This window comes from Roseofilum reptotaenium CS-1145, from assembly GCF_028330985.1.
GTDB classification, from domain to species: domain Bacteria; phylum Cyanobacteriota; class Cyanobacteriia; order Cyanobacteriales; family Desertifilaceae; genus Roseofilum; species Roseofilum reptotaenium.
Genome location: NZ_JAQMUE010000064.1, coordinates 85,259 through 104,408 on the forward strand (window position 1 = coordinate 85,259; position 19,150 = coordinate 104,408).

Below are 19,150 nucleotides of genomic sequence, written 5' to 3' on the forward strand. Positions count from 1 at the left end.
GTTGACTTGTGGAGAACAGAAATTAAGGTAAATTAGTCGATCCCATTAGGTAGCGATCGCACTCTCGTGCTGCACCGCGACCCTCATTAATCGCCCAAACCACCAAACTTTGACCGCGACGACAATCCCCTGCCGCAAAAACACCGGGGATACTGGTCACAAAATCACCATGATCGGCTTTCACATTACTGCGGCTGTCCCGTTCCAAACCCAGAGCATCTAATAGAGGTTGTTCCGGCCCCAAAAATCCCATGGCTAACAGCACCAGTTGTGCGGGTACAACCTTCTCTGTGCCTTCAATGGGTTGGGGAATAAAGCGCCCTTGCTCATTTTTCGTCCATTCCACCTGTACCGTATGCACTGCCTTCACCTGGCCTTGCTCATCCCCCTCAAATCGGGTCGCCGTGGTGGTATAAACGCGCGGATCGTCTCCAAACACCGCCGCCGCCTCTTCTTGACCGTAGTCCATGCGGTAAATTTTCGGCCACTCCGGCCAGGGATTATTGGCAGCTCGGCTCTCTGGCGGTTTAGGCATAATTTCCAACTGCGTGACGCTCTTGCAGCCATGGCGCATCGAAGTGCCCACACAGTCCGTCCCCGTATCGCCACCACCGATAATAATCACATCCTTACCGGCTGCGGAAATATAATCCTCTGTGGGATTTCCATCGAGTACTGTGCGCGTATTGCCGGTTAAAAATTCCATGGCAAAATGAATGCCCTTGAGATCCCGCCCTTCAATTTCTAAATTGCGCGGTTTCGTCGCTCCTGTACACAGAACCACTGCATCAAAGTCATTGAGCAGGTTTTCTACTGGCAGATCCTTACCAATTTCCATATTGCAAACAAACGTCACCCCTTCTGCTTGCAAAACATCCAACCGGCGTAAAACCACCTCTTTCTTATCCAGCTTCATATTGGGGATACCATACATCAGTAGTCCCCCAGGACGGTCTTCCCGTTCGTAGACCGTTACCCAATGACCCGCGTGGTTGAGTTGGGATGCTGCGGCTAAACCAGCCGGCCCGGAACCGACAACAGCCACTTTTTTCCCGGTTCGTTGCGGAGGTAATGTGGGTGTGATCCAGCCTTCATCCCAGCCTTTTTCAGCAATGGAATATTCAATATTCTTAATCGTTACTGGAGGGTTGGTAATGCCCAAAACACAGGCCCCTTCACAAGGTGCGGGGCAAACCCGGCCAGTGAATTCAGGGAAATTATTCGTCTTGTGCAGGCGATCGAGGGCTTCTTGCCATAATCCCCGATAGACCAAATCATTCCATTCTGGAATCAAGTTATTAATCGGACAACCACTTGCCATGCGGCTAATTTCTAATCCCGTATGGCAAAAGGGTGTGCCACAGTCCATACATCGAGCGCCCTGGGTTTGCAGGCGATCGTCCTCCATATGCAGATGGAATTCATCCCAATTTTCTATACGTTTCTGGGGCGATACCTCTTCTGCGACTTCGCGCAGGTACTCCATAAAACCCGTTGCTTTTCCCATAATCGATCCCTCTCTCTACTGATAAATACAAAACACGCTTCAATAGGGTTGGGGGAGTGGGGAGTAGGAATTTACTTCCGTGTTTGGAGTGTTGCCACTCCCTTCGACTCCGCTCAGGGAGCTACTGCGTCCCCGCGTCCCCGTGTCTGGAATCTCCCCCTAGCTTCCGCCAATGCGAGCAATGTCGCGAGCATTTTCTTCAAATGCGGCTGACAGGGCATCATCACCGCTTAAGCCATGGGCTAAAGCATTTTGAATATGCTGGAGAACCCGCTTGTAGTCGCGAGGCATCACCTTGACAAACTTCCGGCTCATGGACTCCCAAGATGCCAGCACCAACTCAGCCCGTTTGCTTTCGGTATATTGGCGATGTTTGGTAATCATTTCATGAATCTCGCGGATCTCTTCTGGATCTTCTAGGTTCTCAAGATCCACCATTTCCCGGTTACAACGGGTGGAGAAGTCGCCAGCTTCATCTAAAACATAGGCAACACCGCCACTCATGCCAGCAGCAAAGTTGCGTCCGGTTTTGCCCAGAATGACGACTTTTCCGCCAGTCATGTATTCACAGGCATGGTCTCCCACGGCTTCTACTACAGCTTGCACACCAGAGTTACGAACACAGAACCGCTCGCCCGCCATGCCGCGAATATAGGCTTCACCGCTGGTTGCACCGTAGAAGGCGACGTTGCCGACGACGATGTTCTCCGCCGGGACAAAGGTCGAGGATTTATGGGGATAAAGAATCACCTTACCGCCGCTTAAGCCTTTGCCAAAGTAGTCATTGGCATCCCCTTCTAATTCTAGGGTGACTCCTTTGGGTACAAATGCCCCAAAACTTTGACCTGCACTACCTTGGAAGTGGAGATGAATGGTGTCTTCTGGCAGTCCGTCCCAATGGCGTTTAATGATTTCGTTGCCTAGGATTGTACCGACGACGCGGTTGGTATTTTGGATCGGTAGGGTTTTGCGAATGGGGGTGCCATTTTCGATCGCCTCTTTGCACAGATCGAGCAGTACCGTCATATCGAGGGATTTCTCTAATCCATGGTCTTGGGGAATCTGGCAATAGCGCCCAACATCTTCGCCGACTTCGGGTTGATAGAGAACTTTAGAGAGGTCAATACCTTTGGCTTTCCAATGCTCGACCGCTTTCCTTGGCTCTAGAACATCCGTGCGCCCGATCATTTCATTCACGGTACGGAAACCGAGTTGAGCCATGATTTCCCGCAGTTCCTGAGCGATAAACCTCATGAAATTAACCGTATATTCAGGGTCGCCGTTAAAGTTTTTCCGCAGTTCGGGGTTTTGCGTGGCAACACCGACGGGACAGGTGTTTTTATGGCAGACCCGCATCATGATACAGCCCAGGCTAACGAGGGGCATCGTGGAGAAGCCATATTCTTCCGCACCGAGGAGGGCGGCGATCGCCAAATCGCGCCCGGTTTTCATTTGTCCGTCGGTTTCCACCACGATGCGCGATCGCAGATTATTCAGCACCAGAGTTTGGTGAGTTTCTGCTACACCCAATTCCCAAGGTAGACCTGCATGTTTAATCGAGGTCTGCGGACTCGCTCCTGTTCCCCCATCAAACCCAGAGATGAGAACCACATCAGCGTGAGCTTTGGCAACTCCAGCGGCGATCGTCCCTACACCCACTTCTGAAACCAATTTGACATTAATCCGCGCTTCCCGATTCGCATTTTTCAGGTCATGGATTAACTCAGCTAAGTCTTCAATGGAATAAATATCGTGGTGGGGAGGAGGAGAAATTAAACCCACGCCAGGGGTTGAGTGGCGCACTTTGGCAATCCAAGGATATACCTTCCGTCCAGGTAATTGTCCCCCTTCTCCAGGTTTTGCCCCCTGAGCCATTTTGATTTGGATTTCCTTAGCTTGGCTGAGGTACAAACTGGTGACCCCAAACCGTCCCGAAGCCACCTGTTTAATGGCGCTGTTTTTGGAATCTCCGCGCTCATTTGTCCAGGTATAGCGCTCCGGATCTTCACCGCCTTCCCCAGTATTGGATTTACCCCCAATCCGGTTCATGGCGATCGCCAAGCTCTCATGGGTTTCCTTAGAAATCGATCCATAACTCATCGCTCCAGTTTTGAAGCGTTTTGTAATTGCTTCTACCGGTTCCACTTCTTCTAGGGGAATCGGATCGCGCGCCTTGAACTCCAGCAAATCTCGCAGCCGGAAGTATTCTTTCCCCTGTTGATTCATTTGGGCGCTGTATTTTTTGTACAGCTCGTAGTCCCCTTCGCGAGTTGCCCGTTGCAGCAGGTGAATGGTTTCCGGAGACAGAAGATGTGCTTCTCCATCTTTGCGCCATTGATATTCGCCCCCAGCGTCTAGGGTGGGGATGTCGCTGGAGAACCCTTGATGGTGACGGGCGATCGCCTCCTGGGTAATGACATTGATTCCAATCCCTTCTAAGCGGGAAGCTGTCCAAGTGAAATACTTATTCACCACCTCAGAACTTAAGCCCAAGCTCTCAAAAATCTGCGCTCCGCGATAGCTCTGAATCGTAGAAATACCAATTTTCGAGCCAATTTTAATCGTCCCTTTGGTCACAGCCTTAATGTAGTTCTTGCAGGCTTTTTCATAATCCATCGGCGGTATATTATTCTGCTCGATCATCGAGCCGATGGTTTCAAAGGCCAAATAGGGATTAATTGCCCCACAACCATAGCCAATCAGAACGGCAAAGTGATGGACTTCGCGGGGTTCTCCGGATTCGAGGATAATGCCCACACGGGTGCGAGTACCGGCGCGAATCAGATGGTGATGGAGTCCCGAAACGGCCAACAGCGCGGGAATGGGGGCGCGATCGCCATCAAGATCTCGGTCAGAGAGGATAATTAGGTTAATCCCCTCGGCGATCGCCTCATCTGCTTCGGCAAATATGCCCTCTAAGGTGCTTTCGAGACCTTCTACCCCAGTTTTGGGGTCAAAGAGAATTGGCAGCGTTAGCGAACGAAAACCCTCGGTTTTAACTCCACTGAGCTGCTTCAGTTTCGCCAACTGCGCATTACTCAAAATGGGAGTGGGCAACTGGATCAGGTGGCAGCTTTCCGGTTCCGGTTTGAGCAGGTTACGTTCGGAACCAATGGTTGTGATCGGCGAGGTAATAATCGCTTCCCGAATCGAGTCAATGGGGGGATTTGTAACTTGGGCAAACAGTTGCTTGAAATACTCATAGAGCAATTTCGGGCGATCGGAGAGTACTGCCAGGGGGGTATCAGTTCCCATCGCTCCCACGGCTTCTACTCCATTTTGGGCCATGGGGGCGATTAGCATCCGTAATTCTTCAAAGGTATAGCCAAACGCCCGTTGTCTCTGAACTAAGGGCAAGCTAGGAGCTGACTCTTCTTTGGCTTCTGGCAGATCGGAGAGTTTGACTTGGTATCGATCCAGCCATTCTCGATAAGGATGCTCGCTGGCGATTTGGTGTTTAATTTCTTCATCCGCCACAATCCGCCCTTCGTCCATATTCACGAGGAACATACGACCGGGTTCTAAGCGACCTTTTTTGGCTACGTTCTCTGGTTCAACCGGTAGAACGCCAGCTTCTGAGGCCATGATGACTAGGTCGTCTTTGGTGACATAGTAGCGAGAAGGACGCAGACCATTCCGGTCTAAGACCGCTCCCATCATAGTGCCATCGGTAAAGGCGATGGATGCAGGGCCATCCCAGGGTTCCATTAAGGAAGCGTGATATTCGTAGAAGGCTTTGCGCTCGTCACCCATGGACTCATGAGCCGCCCAGGGTTCGGGGATCATCATCATCACTGCATGGGGAAGGCTTCGCCCAGCCAGGGTCATCAGTTCCAGGGTATTGTCGAAGATCCCGGAGTCACTGCCATCAATGTTAATAATGGGTTGGATACGGTCTAGATCGGAGCCAAATTCTTCAGAGGCAGAGCCAAAGAGAGATTGGCGAGCGTGCATCCAGTTAATGTTACCGCGCAGGGTATTGATTTCCCCGTTATGGGCAACATAGCGATAGGGGTGCGATCGCTCCCAACTGGGGAAGGTGTTGGTGCTGAACCGGGAATGGACTAAACCGAGGGCGCTTTCTAAGTCTGGATCGCTTAAGTCCCGGAAGTAGGCTTTTACCTGGGGCGGCATTAACATGCCTTTGTACACTAAGGTACGGCAAGAAATACTGCTGGGATACCAATAGCGATCGATTCCTGGAGTCCGAATAGCTGTATGGGAGCGCTTGCGGATCACGTAGAGTTTGCGCTCGAAGGCTAGATCTTCGACTATATCTGGATTTCGGGCAATAAACACTTGCTGCATAAAGGGTTCGCTCGCTTGAGCGGTTTCCCCTAAACTGCTGTTATCGGTGGGCACATCCCGCCAGCCGATGACTTTTTGCCCTTCTTCAGCGACAATCTGCTCAAAAATTTCTCGTCCTTTGCTTCTAGCTTCGCGATCGGGAGATGAGAAAATCATGCCTACCGCATATTGCCCTGCCTCCGGTAAGTTGATGCCTTGCTCTTGGGCAACTTTTGCCATAAATTTATGGGGCATTTGCAGCAGAATACCCGCTCCATCTCCAGTGTTGGGTTCTGCACCGACTGCACCACGATGTTCAAGGTTAACCAGAATAGTGAGAGCTTGCTCAACAATTGAGTGAGATTTCTCCCCCTTCATGTGTACAATAAAGCCAACTCCGCAGGCATCATGTTCAAATTGGGGATCGTATAGACCCTGTTTTTGGGGTGATGTGGTTCTGTTCATGGTCTTGGTATAGTTTCTTTTCAATCCTCAATGTTCTCTGAAGGAGGGAACCGGATACAGGAGGCAATAAAGCCTAGGTTTGTGCATCTGTGATACACGCCCTAAAGCACACGGCTTATGGGTTGTTTAAGTCAAATCCCTAATTTTCTTGACACCTCATCTCCTGAACTGGAAACCGTTGCTTTTAGATGTAGGATAGATTTTGCCGGTAAACCCGGGCGATCGCCTTTTTCTTAATAAAATGATCAGATCTGCCCCAAGGTTTCTGAAATATTTCTTAGCATTTCCTGAACCCAAGAGTCAGTCTGAAAATTTGTAGCCAATCTAGCAGAAATCCAGCAGATCGCTTGCTAGGCCATTTTACTCTTTCTTTTTTGCCTCAATTCTGGATGATTTAGAAATTTATAATTCATTGCAGTTTTCTGGTCTATAACCATGAGTTGGATTACTGATGTATTGTTGATATTTAGTTTAGAAGAATATCTGAACAAATATGATGAAGAAATTGAAGAAGTTCTTCCATTATTGAATGTAAATAGGTGGCTGCAAGAAAACAACTTTCTTCTATTAGATCGTTTAGATAATCATGTGACATTGGGAATGCAGGCTTGTGTTTATGGTGGTTCATTTAATTATTTCAATTCCAATGGCCTTATCGAAACCATACAGAAGCAACAATGGCAAAATCCCAAAGCGGTTATACTATTGATTCAAGAATAAGATGATGCTACCTTTAGCATCTACTCTGATTTTATTCTTTAATTAAACTCACCTTACCTAACCCTGAAGAAACGACGATAGAGAATCAGGATCGATATTTAACTGGCGTAGCTTCTCGCGTAGCTGTTGTAAATCTGATTCGGCGCGATCGGCTCGCTGTTTCTGGCGATCGCCGTTTTCTTAATAAAATCATCAGATCTAGCAGAAATAATGCAGAGAAGTTGCTACACACTTTTACTGTCCTTTTTTCGCATCAATATGGCATAGCTAAAAATTCTTCTGGTAATATGGCAAGGATTGATGAAGCGACAAAATCTGGAATATTTCGGGTGACAATAATTTCCACCCCAGCGGCCTTTGCTGCTTCACTGGTTACAACATCTTCAAAATCAGTCATAGAGCTTTGCAGGGCAGCCCGAATAACCTCATCGGTTACACTAGCAATGTGAAGATGCTGCAATAATATCGATAAAAGCTGACGCGCTCTTTCACCCCCTACTTGACGACGCAAAATATAGAAAATATTGGTTATACTATGACCAGAAACATATCCTTACACTTGCGGTTGTTTTACCTTATTTAAAGCTTGTGCAGAGGCAACAACAAAGGGTTGTCGTTGAGCGAGCATATCCAACAAAACATCACTATCAAATAAAACTTGCTTCAACTGTATTTCTTCTCCAGGTAATCGATATAGGAGTTGGTTATCTCTTGTGTATCCAATTCAATGATACCAATAAGGCTTTGAGTCCAAGGATCGAGATCTGCTAAAGAATTGAGGTTTGCGGTTGAAGCAGTAGAGACTTGAGTTTCTTGTTGAATAGAGGTTAACAAGACTTGTACTAAACGCCAACGATCTCCAATGGGTAAGTGCAACGCCTGACTTTGTAATTCTTGCCATGTCATTAGCCTTTTTAACTCCTATCCTAGGTCTAGACCCTATTATCGCATCCGTACCAAATTAAAGAGCATCTGGATCGATATTCAATTTTAGCATTCAACAGTTTGAATGCTTGTATGATCCCCATCCCATACGAAATTCATAGCTAACTTCTAATGAACTACCCGTTAAAGTCATTTGCCATTTTCTGGAGCGCATAGGCTCGAAAGCGGTCTAAGTCCGCTTGAATGGTCGATTCTACCGTGGGGCCGAGCAATTTATCCATCAGTTTGCCCACAATTCCCGGAATGGCATAGGCGACGGTTAGTTTAACAATACTGGTTTCATGGCGATCGTAAAAGCGAATGGCCCCCCGGTTCGGCAAGCCATCAACTGATTCCCATTGAATAATTTGATTGGGACTTTGTTTTAAGATGCGTGAGAGCCAACTAAATTCAAAGTTTCCTGAAGCCAATTTCCATCGAGACAATTGGGGATTTTCTTCTAATACGTGAACCGATTCAATCCATTTCATCCATTGGGGCATTTGTTCGAGATCTGACCATAATTCCCAAACGAAATCAATCGGCGCTTCGACTTCGACTTGTACGCTATGTTCTAACCAGTTTTTCATAAAAGTATTTTTGAATGAGCGATCGTATTTTTGGGAATCTAAGGGTTTTAAGTTCTTTGTTTTTTGCCTCTTGATAGAGAAATGCTATTAGGGCAAGAGGAAGTGAAAATATAAGATTTCCCTAGTCTATCATATTAGTTTAGAGAACGTTCTACTGACTCACTACACAATCTTGGTTAACTCCTTGATTAACAATCAGACCTTGAACATTGCAGAAGTTAGGAGTGGCAAAATTACAAGTATAACTGGCTAAACCTTCCCCTTGACGGTTAAACAGACGAGTATTATAGCCATAGTCGCGGGCGATCGCTCCCATTTTGGTCACGAACTCATAGCGGTTCAAATAACAAGTCTCGCGCCAAGCTTGACGGTTGACCACGACATCGACTCGCCCAGGGGTGTTTTGATCGCCACTGGGATAGGCAAACCAGGTAACCAGCAAATTCTTCCCATATTGCTTGCTAGCCCACCATAAACTTGGTAGGGTTAAGCGACCCTCTTTAATCGTATTTTCTGTAACAATTGCACCTTCACTGATAGAGACAGGTTTTCCTTGCTCAATTGCTTCCAATAGCTCAGTGTCCAATGGCAGAATCGAAGGAAAAGGAACATCCGGATTTTGATATTGATGTTGTCCCTGTGCGGGTTGAGAGTCCCCTGAAACGATCGTCAGAGTAAGGATGTATCCGAGAAGTAGAGATAAGGTGGAACGGAGCTTAACCATAGCGCAGATAAAGCAACGATGGGGTTACTCTAAACTATGGTAACGGTATAGTGGTCAATCAACAATTGCTCAGATCGGGGAAGTTCCGGATCGCCAGGAAAAAGGGTGAACTTTTTAACGGAGGGTGAGAGATGGAGTTCCCGAAAGATTGATGAGTATTTGGCGCTATTTAGAACTACTGGTCATGTGCGATCGCACCGGGAAAATCACCGCTGTGCGATCGCTCTATCCCCAGGGTCAAATCACTCATTTTCGTCGCCAAAAGGGTCTCCTGTGTAAACCCAAAATGGTCGTCAAAATCTTAAATATATATGGCAAAAGCGGTTGGGAACTTGTCAGTAACTATTCCCTGAAATTTGCCGAAGGATATTGTTTGGTTTATACTTTGAAAAAAAGAATTGAGAAATAGGCATAGTATCGCATTTCTCTCTTCTATGAGGTACAGCTTGAAACCTTAGAACCCAAGCCATACAAGCTATTCCCTATTCCCTATTCCCTAGCGCGAAGCGCTATACTTCCGACGAGGTAATAGTTACTCTAGCAATCGAGGAGAACCAGTTTGTTCTGTTTCTCGTTCCGAAGGCAGGTTCATTTAATCTTCACTTTATATGGATTAATTGATTCTAAACTATTCTCTAAGTTGGGAACTTAAAACGCCACCTAATGGTCTTTAGACTGTAAAGTTAGGATAGATTGATTGTCAATATGAGGTCATGTAAAAATGTCTAATACGTTGATTAGTGTGTTAGCGCTTACTGGTTTAACCTTAATTCCTCTGGGTGCTTTTGCCCAAACACCAACTCTTTTACCCATCGATCCAGAAGTTAGAGTCGAAGTTGAAGATATTTTCAGCTTAAGTCGGGCTAAAAATTTGGCTCGTCAAGCAGCAGAACAAGCCAATGGAGGATTGAGCAAATATCGTGCAGAAAGCTCCATGCATGGAGATGCCACCTCCTCTCCATTTGTGGATAACGAGGATGGTAGTTGGATGTTTAAATTCTATGGGGGAGAACCGGGTTTCTCTGTTCCCACAGTCGAAAGTGTGGTCACAGTTGCGAAAGATGGTTCTTGGGTGAGAGTAGACTATAACGGGCCGATTCGTGAGTAGGGCTTGGCACTGGTAAGGGGTAATTTGAAGTAATCAGTTGGTGACTGATTACATGAAGCGATAAGAGTAGGGGCGAACTTTTTTTCGCCCCTACTTCATTAATGTTCATTAGATTTCTTGCATAGGTAGTAAGAAAATAGATAGCAATACAATACTCCTGGATTCTCAGGACTATTGATGATTTCCTAACTTCTGCACGTCATCTATTAATCGTCTACAAACACATATTTATAGAGTTCACTTGGATCGGGTTCAGGGCTTTCGAGGGCAAATTTGACGGCATCATCTACCAGGGCTTGAATTTTGCGATCGATGTCTTTTAACTGTGCCTCAGTTGCTAATTCTTTACTGGTTAAATAGCCAGCAAACCGTTTGATGGGATCTCTGGGGAACCAAAACTCTTTCTCGTCTTTAGAGCGCAGTTCATCGGGATCGGCTAAGGAATGACCTCGAAAACGATAGGTTAAGGCTTCAATTACGGTTGGTCCTTCTCCAGCTCTGGCGCGGGCGATCGCCTCTTTAGCCACTTCGCGAACCGCTAAAACATCCATCCCATCAACTTCAACCCCATGCATTCCAAAGGCATGGGCCTTTTTGTAGATTTCTGGTACTGAAGTGGCTCGATCATGAGCCATACCAATTGCCCACTTATTATTTTCGACCACATACAGAACTGGCAACTTCCACAAAGCCGCCATATTCAAGCATTCAAAAAACTGGCCATTATTACAAGCCCCATCCCCAAAAAAGCAAGCCGTCACTTGATCGGCACTTTCATCTCCCATGGTTTCCCGACGATACTTACTCTGAAATGCTGCACCTGTCGCCACAGGAATGCCTTCCGCCACAAATGCATAACCCCCTAAGAGCTTATGTTCGGCAGAAAACATATGCATCGAGCCACCCCGACCTTTAGAGCATCCAGTCGCTTTGCCAAACAGTTCGGCCATGACTTCTCGTGCCGGAACTCCAGCACTCAACGCATGGACGTGATCTCGATAGGTACTACAGACAAAATCCTCATCTTGGCGCATGGATTTAATTACGCCAGAAGCCACTGCCTCTTGACCATTGTAAAGATGGACAAAACCGAACATTTTGCCCCGGTAATACATTTCTGCACACTTATCTTCAAATACCCGCCCTAATACCATATCTTCATAGAGTCTGAGTCCTTCCTCTCGACTCATTTTCACGGAAGATGAATCAAATTCTGGTACGATCCTCTCTTGAGCCATGAATGCGTCCCTTACTACCACTACAAGCTGATGTTATTGTTGTGCAAAGACTTAGTATACGTCAATGGGGAGATGGGGAGATGGGGAGATAGGGAGATGGGAACTTGATGAAAAAATCTAAAGGAGGGCAAGACAAGAATCGTTGTCCGAAGTATAATTCTAAGGGTTACAAGGGGGGCAGGTTTTCCAGACCCTAAACTGTAAGCATCGCTGCTGAGGGAGTAGACTGTGCGTATTCCGCTGGATTATTACCGAATTTTAGGTGTCCCACTACAGGCAACTGCCGAACAGTTGCAACAGGCCCACCGCGATCGCACGATGCAGTTGCCTCGGCGGGAATATTCGGAAACGGCGATCGGCTCTCGGAAATCCCTGCTCGATCGCGCCTACAATGTTTTATCCAATCCAGAAGCAAAAACAGCTTACGACCAAAAAACCTTTCATAAGCTCCCAGGACAAGGACAAGAAGAGACACAGATTCAAGAAACCTTGCCCTCACTGGAGGTCGAAGACCCTCAAGTTTTGGGGGCCCTGTTGATTCTCCTAGAATTGGGAGAATATGAACTGGTCTTAAATCTGGGGACAGAGTATCTCGAACATTTCTCTTCTGAGCCTCCTGAAGGATCGCAGATCAATACTATTCCTCAATTATCCCGCGCTGATGTGGTTTTAACCTTAGCACTCTCTGGTCTGGAATTGGGGCGAGAACAATGGCAACAGGGAACCTATGAGCAAGCCGCCCTATCCTTAGAAAATGCCGAAAAACTGCTGTTGAAAGAAGGCGTATTTCCGAGCCTGCGTGGAGAATTGCAAGCTGACTTATATAAACTGCGTCCCTACCGCATTCTAGAATTATTATCCGAAAATTCTGAGGATGGGATCGCCCATCGCCACGGGATTCAAATGTTGCGGGATATGCTACAAGAACGGGGCGGACTCGATGGAACAGGTGACGATCAGTCGGGACTCAGTATTGATGATTTCCTGCGCTTTATCCAACAATTACGCAGTTATCTAACATCCCTAGAACAGCAAACCCTGTTTGAAACCGAAGCCCAGCGCCCTTCGGCTGTGGCGACCTATTTAGCGGTTTATGCCCTATTGGTACGTGGATTTGCCTACAAACAACCTGCCCTGATTAACCGAGCTAAACGAATGCTGATGCGGTTGGGGTCTCGGCAGGATGTACATTTAGAGCAGGCGGTGTGTTGTTTGCTCTTGGGGCAAACGGAAGAAGCGACCAGAGCGCTTGAATTAAGTCGGGAATACGAACAATTAGGCTTTATTCGAGAAAATTCTCAGGGCGCTCCCGATTTGTTACCGGGCTTGTGTTTGTATAGTGAGCGTTGGCTACAGGAAGAGGTATTTCCCCATTTTCAGGATCTGGCCGGTTGTGAGCAGACGTTGAAAGAGTATTTTGCCGATGACCAAGTACAAGCCTATTTAGAAGCTTTGCCTTTAGATCGCACTGAGCAAAATCAATGGAGTGTGGTGGAGTCCAAACCAGAAACCCTTTCAAAGCGCGAGAGGCAAGGGAAGGTCAGTCTGAAGAAAACAGAAGAGATGGCTTCTATCTCTTCGGCTGCGGTGAGAGAACAGGGAGAGCATCAGGGAAGGAGAGTGCCAGCAACCACCGCTATGTTAACGCGCTCCGAGCCGCCTAAAGCAAAAACTGGCCGTTCTCCAGTTGTCCCTGGCGATCGCCCAGCCAATCAGCGTCCAGTCCCTAGCGGTCAGAGGCGGGGGTCCAGTCGCCGAAGCAATTCTACAACGGGTAAGTCTTCCATTCATTGGGGACGGTTGGCTCTCCTGGCGGCGAGTGGATTATTGGGATTATGGCTTTTGATTTGGCTGATCGGCCAAGCGATCGGTTTGGTGGGTTCCCTATTCAATACTACTCCTGGCTTAGAAGGGGAACAGTTACAATTGATGCTCAATCAACCCCCCATAGAGATTCCTGAGCCACCAGCCCAACCGACAGCCGATACGGGGCCGTTGACCGAAGAGAGGGCAAAAGTGGTGATTGAAACTTGGTTGAGTACGAAGGCAAATGCCTTTGGTTCTAATCATCAAGTAGATGAGTTGTCCTCAATTTTGGTCGATCCAGCTTTATCCACTCAAAGACAACGGGCGACGCAAGATCAGCAAGATAATTTCTATGGTGAGTATGAGCATGAGCTGATGATTAACGATGTGACAATAAATCTCGATGATGAAGATCGAGCAACGGTCGATGCAACAGTAAATGAGTCAGTAGAGTTTTACCGTAATGGTGAGGTAGATCGAGGGGCTTCCTATAATGATGAAATTCGAGTTGAGTATGAGTTGATTCGTGAAGATGGCCAATGGCGAATTCAAGATTGGTCGGTGTAGATAGCCCGTAAGGTTAGGAAAGTTAATCTGTGGTACAAGTCCTTTTAGAATCTCCAAGTTATCCCGATTATCCGATTCATGTCCCTAATGGTCTGGATATCTTCGATCCAGCTTTAGTACGAATTGCGCGCGATACCTATGGAGTCTATCGGACGGTGGCTGATGGTGCAGCCGAGAAGCATTCGGCAAGATTTCAACAACCCCTAGGGGTTGTGGTAAATCAGGTCAGCTATCGGGCAGTTTTGGTATTTCAGGAAGAGTTAGCTTTGTTGCCCACAGAGGTGTTTATTCCGTTTAATCATCTAGAAACTAAATTGTATTGATGGAGGAGTCGGGTGTGGATTGAAATTCCCAGTATGGCGATCGCCGTATTATTAGGATTGGCGATCGGTAGTTTCTTAAATGTGGCGATCTATCGCATTCCAGCCGGTTTATCGATCCTCTTCCCTCCGTCCCATTGTCCCCTCTGTTCCCATCGCTTGAGTATGGCTGATAATATTCCGGTGTTTGGTTGGTTGGCGTTGGGGGGAAAATGTCGCTATTGCCACAGTCCCATTTCTTGGCGCTATCCCACCATTGAAGCGATCACAGGTTTATTATTTCTAGGAGTATATCTCCAGTTTGGCCTCTCTTGGGAAACGGTGGGATATTGCTTCTGTTTGAGTTGGTTGTTGGTGTTAGCCATGATTGACTGGGATACCTTCACTTTGCCCAATGTCCTCACTCAGTTTGGACTCGTCATGGGTTTACTCTATCAACTGCTTCGAGGGGCAGGAGAGGCATCTCCATTTCTTGATGGCATATTTGGAGCAATCCTAGGCTTGTGGTTATTTGAAATTATTATTATTTTAGGGTCTTTTCTGCTCGGTCAAGCTGCTATGGGAGAGGGAGATGCTAAACTCGCGGCGGCGATCGGGGCTTGGTTGGGGTGGAAACTTCTGTTATTATCAGGATTTCTTGCCTGTTTGATTGGCGCTGGTGTTGGGGTGGGGGCGATCGCCTCTGGCCAACTCAAACGCCGTCAAAAAATGCCCTTTGGGCCTTTTCTTGCCCTCGGCGGGGCCCTGACAATTTTCTGGGGCGATCGGATGATATCAGCTTATATACAGTTCTTTTTCTCGCCTAACCTGATAGGATAATCGAGTGTCTTGGATTACGATTCGCACGACCTCAACTCGCTGGGAGGCAGAACTGATGGAACAGTTACTCAGTGCCCAGGAAATTCCCACTCGCCTAGTTGATTGTGGAGTAGTCTCCTATTTCGGGATGGGATCTCCCACTGCCGTACAAGTTGCCCTTGAACATCGTTGGAGTGCTTTGTTACTTCTAAGCGAAATCGAGGAGATATCGGACGAATAATGTCCCTTTTACTTTAGATAATCTCTTTATTTTTCATGTCCTTATTTGATTGGTTTGCCAACAGACAAAAAAATTCTCCCATCAGTCCAGAACGTCAGGAACGGGAAATTGCTGATGGGTTATGGACTAAATGCCCCATGTGTGGAGTTTTAACCTATACAAAAGATTTACAGGGAAATCAAATGGTGTGTTTAGAATGCGAACACCATTTTCGGGTAGATAGTAATGAACGCATTGTTCAATTGATTGATCGTAATACCTGGACTCCTTTGGATGCCCATTTGCAACCCGATGATCCCTTAAAGTTTAAAGACCGTAAGCGGTATAGCGATCGCCTCAAAGAATATCAAGCTAAAACCGATCTCAATGATGCTGTACAAAGTGGTTTAGGTCAGTTGGATGGCTTGCAAGTCGCTCTAGCCGTCATGGACTTTGGCTTTATGGGAGGCAGCATGGGGTCAGTAGTGGGAGAAAAGATTACCCGACTGCTCGAAAAAGCTACTTCAGAGCGAATCCCTGCGATCGTTATTTGTGCCTCTGGAGGCGCAAGAATGCAAGAAGGAATGCTCAGTTTAATGCAAATGGCCAAAATTTCAGGAGCCTTAGAGCGCCATCAAGAAGCTGGTTTATTATATATTCCCGTCCTCACCCATCCCACCACTGGTGGTGTAATTGCCAGTTTTGCTATGCTGGGCGATCTGATTCTGGCTGAACCAAAAGCTACCATTGGTTTTGCTGGACGACGAGTGATTGAGCAAACCCTACGGGAAAAGCTCCCAGATGATTTCCAAACCTCGGAATATTTGCTGCAACATGGCTTTGTCGATTTAATTGTTCCCCGTACCCAACTGAAGAAAACCTTAGCTCAGTTGGTGCGTCTTCATGGAGGAGTAGAACAGGTTCATAAACCGATAGATAAGGTACAACACAATGGAGATTCTCCCAGCTATCCCCTGCCCGATCCTACCCTCAACACCCATCACTTGGCCGTTGATAATTGATATAGCACTTTGCGCTAGGGAATAGGATTGGGGTATATGGGTTTGGGGATTCGATATTGTACTCCACAATATCGCAAAGCACTGTATTGATGCACGAGACGACTACACTCTACTCTATAACAGCGCTTTGCCCTGTGATGAAATTAATTGCTAAAAAGACCGCATGTAGGGACGAAAAGCTTTTCACCCCTACGTCTGGTCTACTCAGCGATCGATGCAATGAGCTTCGTCTCATACTATTTCTGTATGAAGTTGCACTTTACAAGTGGTTGAGAGTAATTGGTCTCTCCAGGACTCATGAGTTGCACGATCAAAGAGAAAGGGTATCACTAGACCAGTGCGAAGCGCTATAGCAGTGAACTCGTTAAGTTAGGACGGTTAGGGTATTGTTCGAGGCAATAGGTACTCTAGCAATCGAAAGTGTCCTAACTTTTCTTTTCTCTGCTATATAACTTCTCTCAATGGCATAGAATGCCTAGGATTGGGAGACAGTTTGACGAAGATTGAAGGCAGGAGTAGCAAGTTCCAGGGCCCCATTACGGGTATAGTCTTGCCACAAGAGCGCCAATTCTTGAGCTTGGGAGCGTCCGCGATATTGGATCTGATACATCCTGCGAGGCCGTCCTCGTCGAGCGAGTTTCTTCCAATATCCGGTGATCATCTCTTCCTCTTCCAAGAATTTGAGGGCGCTGTAGAGGACGGTATCCGATAGGCGGTATTGGGGATACTGTTTTTTTAGGACTCGAATCAGTTCAGTTCCATAGGAGTCTTTATTGAGCAAGATGGACAAGACATAACAGACTGTTAATTCTGTATTCAGGTGAATCGGTGGTGGGTCTTGAAAAAAACGATAAATTTCATCAAAGGTCATAGCTTTTCTCTGCACAAGCATGAATGAACTCAAATCAGGCCAATGAACTGGACTTGAGTAAATGCAGCCCTGGTTATGAAAATTCCCTTACAAAACGTTAAAGACTGGCTCAGGTTAAGTTGAAAAGAAATATTGGGTCATTTTGAGATGCACACCCGATTGAGCCTAAAAGCCTAAATATGTTGCCCCAAATGCCAGTGTTTTGGGTTTAGTAGTTGATGGTTACCCCGATTGGCAGGTGAAATCCTTTGAGCTAAAGTCTAAAGCCCTGTATGAAGACAGGACGGTGAGTCACTTGACTCCTTACATCAATAGATACAGGCGCTTCCCTTAGAATCCAGAGCTGGAGGCACTAAGATATACGCTCAATTCCTATCAACCATGCAGGATAACATAATTATTCTGGAAGCTACAAATAATTCTGAATCGAGAGGCGATCGCCGCTTCGAGTTTCCTGCTAGATTAAGGGATGGAGCTGTAGCGAATCACTATGCCTGAGAACGACCAATTCTATGCCCTTCCCCCCGCTGTAGAGAAATTTTCGGGGAACTTGCGTCTGACAGCTTGGATTAGCTTTTGGACTCAGGTAGTATTAGGGGCGATCGCCTCTATCATCTTTCTGTTTGCCTTAATTGGTCAAGAGACCAGGGCAGGAATTCAAGACCCCGGTCGTGGAGGAGGGGCATTTTTTGCCATTTGTGGTCTCCTCGTCCTCTATTTCAGCATTGTGCAAGCCTTTCGCTACACTCGGTTAGCACGACAATTGCGATCGCCTGATAGCAGCGTGCGTCCCACTAAAGCTGCAACCATCCAGATGATTAAATTTGGCCTGGTCTGTAATATTGTGGGCATGAGCTTATCTCTCTTGGCTGCCGAAGCGATCACGGGTATTTTACTGGGTAAATCCCTCTTTCAACCCCAGGGCTTAATTCCCACAGGAGCGGATCTAGGAAGATTTATTGAACCCATTGATTTATTTGTCTTGCTCGGCAATACTCATACAACAGTCTCTCATTTTGTCTCTATTGTGGGCAGTCTCTGGCTATTGAATGCTATCAATCGGCCTAAGTCCTAAACGATAACAACCGCCAGGGAAGTTAGAAGATAGTCTATTTCCTGTTTCCTCAACCCCAATTAAAACCATCCTTCTTGTTCTAACTCTTCAATCAGTTGTAAGGCTCTGGGGTCTCCGACTTTCAGCAGAGCCGATCGCGCATCTTCGCGTACCCCTAGATCTTCATCTTCTACAAAAGATTCAATCAGACCATCGATCGCCCCAGCATAGACCACATTCGAGGGCAATTCGCGGGCTAATTGGCCTAACGACCAGGCACAGTTACTGCGAATAGCGGGAATAGGGTCTCGGCGCAGGCCTTGAATTAGGGGAGGAATCGTGCTAATGATCGCTTCATAACTAACTTGGGCCATTTGGGCTAAAGCACTAGCAGCCCAGAGACGCACGGCTGGAATATCAGTACGCAGGGAGTCAATGAGAGGGTTTAAACTGCGGCGATCGCGATTATTGCCTAAAGACCAGACTAATCCCTTGCGGACATAGCCGTTCCAATCCCGCTGTAGTTGGTCTATCATGGGTTCGATCGCCTCTGAGGAGGGATTCCGGCCCAGAGCATAGGCTGCACTGACGCGCACCAAAGGACAGCGATCGCCCAATAGACGAATTAAATGGGGAATCGCTCGATGGTCTTGGATTTCACAAAATACCCTCGCTGCTAACATCCGCTCTTGGGTGACTGGGGATTCTAGCAAAGGCAAAATTTCCTCTGGATCGGGAGGGGGGGCGCTCTCTGGAGTACCTTCGATGGGCCCTAGGTTATCCAGGGGACTACTCAAGTCAACGTTGTCGTTGAGTACAGATTGGTCGTTATCATTGATTTGCATAACTTGCAGTGTACTCAATCTTGGGGGTCAGACTCAACAGGGAATAGGGACAATCCGGTTTTATGCTTTCCTTGAATCCTTTGT

General features: G+C 47.0%; 17 protein-coding genes and 1 pseudogene. 9 read left to right on the top strand and 9 right to left on the bottom strand.

Going from position 1 to position 19,150, the window contains the following annotated elements:
* Positions 1 to 22: 22 nt before the first annotated feature.
* Positions 23 to 1,507: a glutamate synthase small subunit gene (gene gltD / locus PN466_RS10365; RefSeq protein ID WP_271939384.1), complete on the bottom strand. Its 1,485-nt coding sequence runs from the start codon at positions 1,505 to 1,507 to the stop codon at positions 23 to 25.
* Positions 1,508 to 1,666: 159 nt separating this feature from the next.
* The gene (gltB, locus tag PN466_RS10370) at positions 1,667 to 6,259 is read right to left on the bottom strand and encodes a glutamate synthase large subunit (protein ID WP_271939386.1); all 4,593 of its coding nucleotides are present in this window, start codon (positions 6,257 to 6,259) and stop codon (positions 1,667 to 1,669) included.
* Between the two features lie 435 nt (positions 6,260 to 6,694).
* Here gltB and PN466_RS10375 point away from each other — a divergent pair, with 435 nt between their 5' ends.
* Complete coding sequence (locus PN466_RS10375) at positions 6,695 to 6,979, top strand: hypothetical protein (RefSeq protein ID WP_271939387.1); 285 nt, start codon at positions 6,695 to 6,697, stop codon at positions 6,977 to 6,979.
* 253 nt (positions 6,980 to 7,232) lie between these two features.
* Here PN466_RS10375 and PN466_RS26295 read toward each other — a convergent pair.
* The 4 genes and pseudogenes from PN466_RS26295 to PN466_RS10395 form a co-directional block, all read right to left on the bottom strand.
* Positions 7,233 to 7,646, bottom strand: a pseudogene (locus PN466_RS26295) (PIN domain-containing protein).
* Positions 7,643 to 7,885: a hypothetical protein gene (locus PN466_RS10385; protein WP_271939390.1), complete on the bottom strand. Its 243-nt coding sequence runs from the start codon at positions 7,883 to 7,885 to the stop codon at positions 7,643 to 7,645. Before PN466_RS10385 ends, PN466_RS26295 begins: the two are co-directional and overlap by 4 nt.
* Before the next feature lie 155 nt (positions 7,886 to 8,040).
* Positions 8,041 to 8,493, bottom strand: a complete 453-nt coding sequence (locus PN466_RS10390; protein WP_271939392.1) for an SRPBCC family protein — start codon at positions 8,491 to 8,493, stop codon at positions 8,041 to 8,043.
* Between the two features lie 151 nt (positions 8,494 to 8,644).
* Positions 8,645 to 9,217 (bottom strand): hypothetical protein, encoded by a 573-nt coding sequence (locus PN466_RS10395; protein WP_271939394.1) that lies wholly within the window; start codon positions 9,215 to 9,217, stop codon positions 8,645 to 8,647.
* 151 nt (positions 9,218 to 9,368) lie between these two features.
* On the opposite strand from PN466_RS10395, the gene PN466_RS10400 reads away from it, so the two are divergent.
* Positions 9,369 to 9,626, top strand: coding sequence for a hypothetical protein (locus tag PN466_RS10400; protein WP_271939396.1), 258 nt, complete (start codon positions 9,369 to 9,371; stop codon positions 9,624 to 9,626).
* Between the two features lie 312 nt (positions 9,627 to 9,938).
* Positions 9,939 to 10,325: a hypothetical protein gene (locus PN466_RS10405; protein ID WP_271939398.1), complete on the top strand. Its 387-nt coding sequence runs from the start codon at positions 9,939 to 9,941 to the stop codon at positions 10,323 to 10,325.
* A 206-nt stretch (positions 10,326 to 10,531) separates the two neighbouring features.
* On the opposite strand, the gene pdhA is transcribed toward PN466_RS10405, so the two are convergent.
* Positions 10,532 to 11,563 carry a pyruvate dehydrogenase (acetyl-transferring) E1 component subunit alpha gene (pdhA, locus tag PN466_RS10410; RefSeq protein ID WP_271939400.1) on the bottom strand — a complete coding sequence of 344 codons (1,032 nt, stop codon included), beginning with the start codon at positions 11,561 to 11,563 and terminating at the stop codon, positions 10,532 to 10,534.
* Between the two features lie 228 nt (positions 11,564 to 11,791).
* Between pdhA and PN466_RS10415 the strand changes: the two genes are divergently transcribed.
* Genes PN466_RS10415 through accD form a run of 5 tightly spaced genes read left to right on the top strand, consistent with a single transcriptional unit; the run spans position 11,792 to position 16,296 of the window.
* Positions 11,792 to 13,936, top strand: a complete 2,145-nt coding sequence (locus PN466_RS10415; protein ID WP_271939404.1) for an IMS domain-containing protein — start codon at positions 11,792 to 11,794, stop codon at positions 13,934 to 13,936.
* A gap of 29 nt (positions 13,937 to 13,965) precedes the next feature.
* Positions 13,966 to 14,259: a hypothetical protein gene (locus tag PN466_RS10420; protein WP_271939407.1), complete on the top strand. Its 294-nt coding sequence runs from the start codon at positions 13,966 to 13,968 to the stop codon at positions 14,257 to 14,259.
* Between the two features lie 33 nt (positions 14,260 to 14,292).
* A complete protein-coding gene (locus PN466_RS10425) occupies positions 14,293 to 15,075 on the top strand; it encodes a prepilin peptidase (RefSeq protein ID WP_271939467.1) in 783 nt (260 codons plus the stop codon).
* A gap of 4 nt (positions 15,076 to 15,079) precedes the next feature.
* Positions 15,080 to 15,295 carry a hypothetical protein gene (locus tag PN466_RS10430; protein WP_271939410.1) on the top strand — a complete coding sequence of 72 codons (216 nt, stop codon included), beginning with the start codon at positions 15,080 to 15,082 and terminating at the stop codon, positions 15,293 to 15,295.
* A 35-nt stretch (positions 15,296 to 15,330) separates the two neighbouring features.
* A complete protein-coding gene (gene accD / locus PN466_RS10435; RefSeq protein WP_271939413.1) occupies positions 15,331 to 16,296 on the top strand; it encodes an acetyl-CoA carboxylase, carboxyltransferase subunit beta in 966 nt (321 codons plus the stop codon).
* 475 nt (positions 16,297 to 16,771) lie between these two features.
* On the opposite strand, the gene PN466_RS10440 is transcribed toward accD, so the two are convergent.
* Positions 16,772 to 17,167, bottom strand: a complete 396-nt coding sequence (locus PN466_RS10440; RefSeq protein WP_271939416.1) for a PadR family transcriptional regulator — start codon at positions 17,165 to 17,167, stop codon at positions 16,772 to 16,774.
* A 490-nt stretch (positions 17,168 to 17,657) separates the two neighbouring features.
* Here PN466_RS10440 and PN466_RS10445 point away from each other — a divergent pair, with 490 nt between their 5' ends.
* Positions 17,658 to 18,242, top strand: coding sequence for a DUF3611 family protein (locus PN466_RS10445; protein WP_271939419.1), 585 nt, complete (start codon positions 17,658 to 17,660; stop codon positions 18,240 to 18,242).
* Positions 18,243 to 18,301: 59 nt separating this feature from the next.
* On the opposite strand, the gene PN466_RS10450 is transcribed toward PN466_RS10445, so the two are convergent.
* Positions 18,302 to 19,066: a HEAT repeat domain-containing protein gene (locus tag PN466_RS10450; protein ID WP_278003053.1), complete on the bottom strand. Its 765-nt coding sequence runs from the start codon at positions 19,064 to 19,066 to the stop codon at positions 18,302 to 18,304.
* Positions 19,067 to 19,150 lie beyond the last annotated feature (84 nt).

Coding starts and splice junctions, on each gene's coding strand:
- accD (WP_271939413.1), top strand. CDS start 15,331: ATGTCCTTATTTGATTGGTTTGCCAACAGACAAAAAAATTCTCCCATC.
- PN466_RS10385 (WP_271939390.1), bottom strand. CDS start 7,885: ATGACATGGCAAGAATTACAAAGTCAGGCGTTGCACTTACCCATTGGA.
- PN466_RS10440 (WP_271939416.1), bottom strand. CDS start 17,167: ATGACCTTTGATGAAATTTATCGTTTTTTTCAAGACCCACCACCGATT.
- PN466_RS10395 (WP_271939394.1), bottom strand. CDS start 9,217: ATGGTTAAGCTCCGTTCCACCTTATCTCTACTTCTCGGATACATCCTT.
- pdhA (WP_271939400.1), bottom strand. CDS start 11,563: ATGGCTCAAGAGAGGATCGTACCAGAATTTGATTCATCTTCCGTGAAA.
- PN466_RS10450 (WP_278003053.1), bottom strand. CDS start 19,066: ATGCAAATCAATGATAACGACCAATCTGTACTCAACGACAACGTTGAC.
- PN466_RS10375 (WP_271939387.1), top strand. CDS start 6,695: ATGAGTTGGATTACTGATGTATTGTTGATATTTAGTTTAGAAGAATAT.
- PN466_RS10390 (WP_271939392.1), bottom strand. CDS start 8,493: ATGAAAAACTGGTTAGAACATAGCGTACAAGTCGAAGTCGAAGCGCCG.
- PN466_RS10425 (WP_271939467.1), top strand. CDS start 14,293: ATGGCGATCGCCGTATTATTAGGATTGGCGATCGGTAGTTTCTTAAAT.
- PN466_RS10400 (WP_271939396.1), top strand. CDS start 9,369: ATGAGTATTTGGCGCTATTTAGAACTACTGGTCATGTGCGATCGCACC.
- PN466_RS10405 (WP_271939398.1), top strand. CDS start 9,939: ATGTCTAATACGTTGATTAGTGTGTTAGCGCTTACTGGTTTAACCTTA.
- gltD (WP_271939384.1), bottom strand. CDS start 1,507: ATGGGAAAAGCAACGGGTTTTATGGAGTACCTGCGCGAAGTCGCAGAA.
- PN466_RS10445 (WP_271939419.1), top strand. CDS start 17,658: ATGCCTGAGAACGACCAATTCTATGCCCTTCCCCCCGCTGTAGAGAAA.
- gltB (WP_271939386.1), bottom strand. CDS start 6,259: ATGAACAGAACCACATCACCCCAAAAACAGGGTCTATACGATCCCCAA.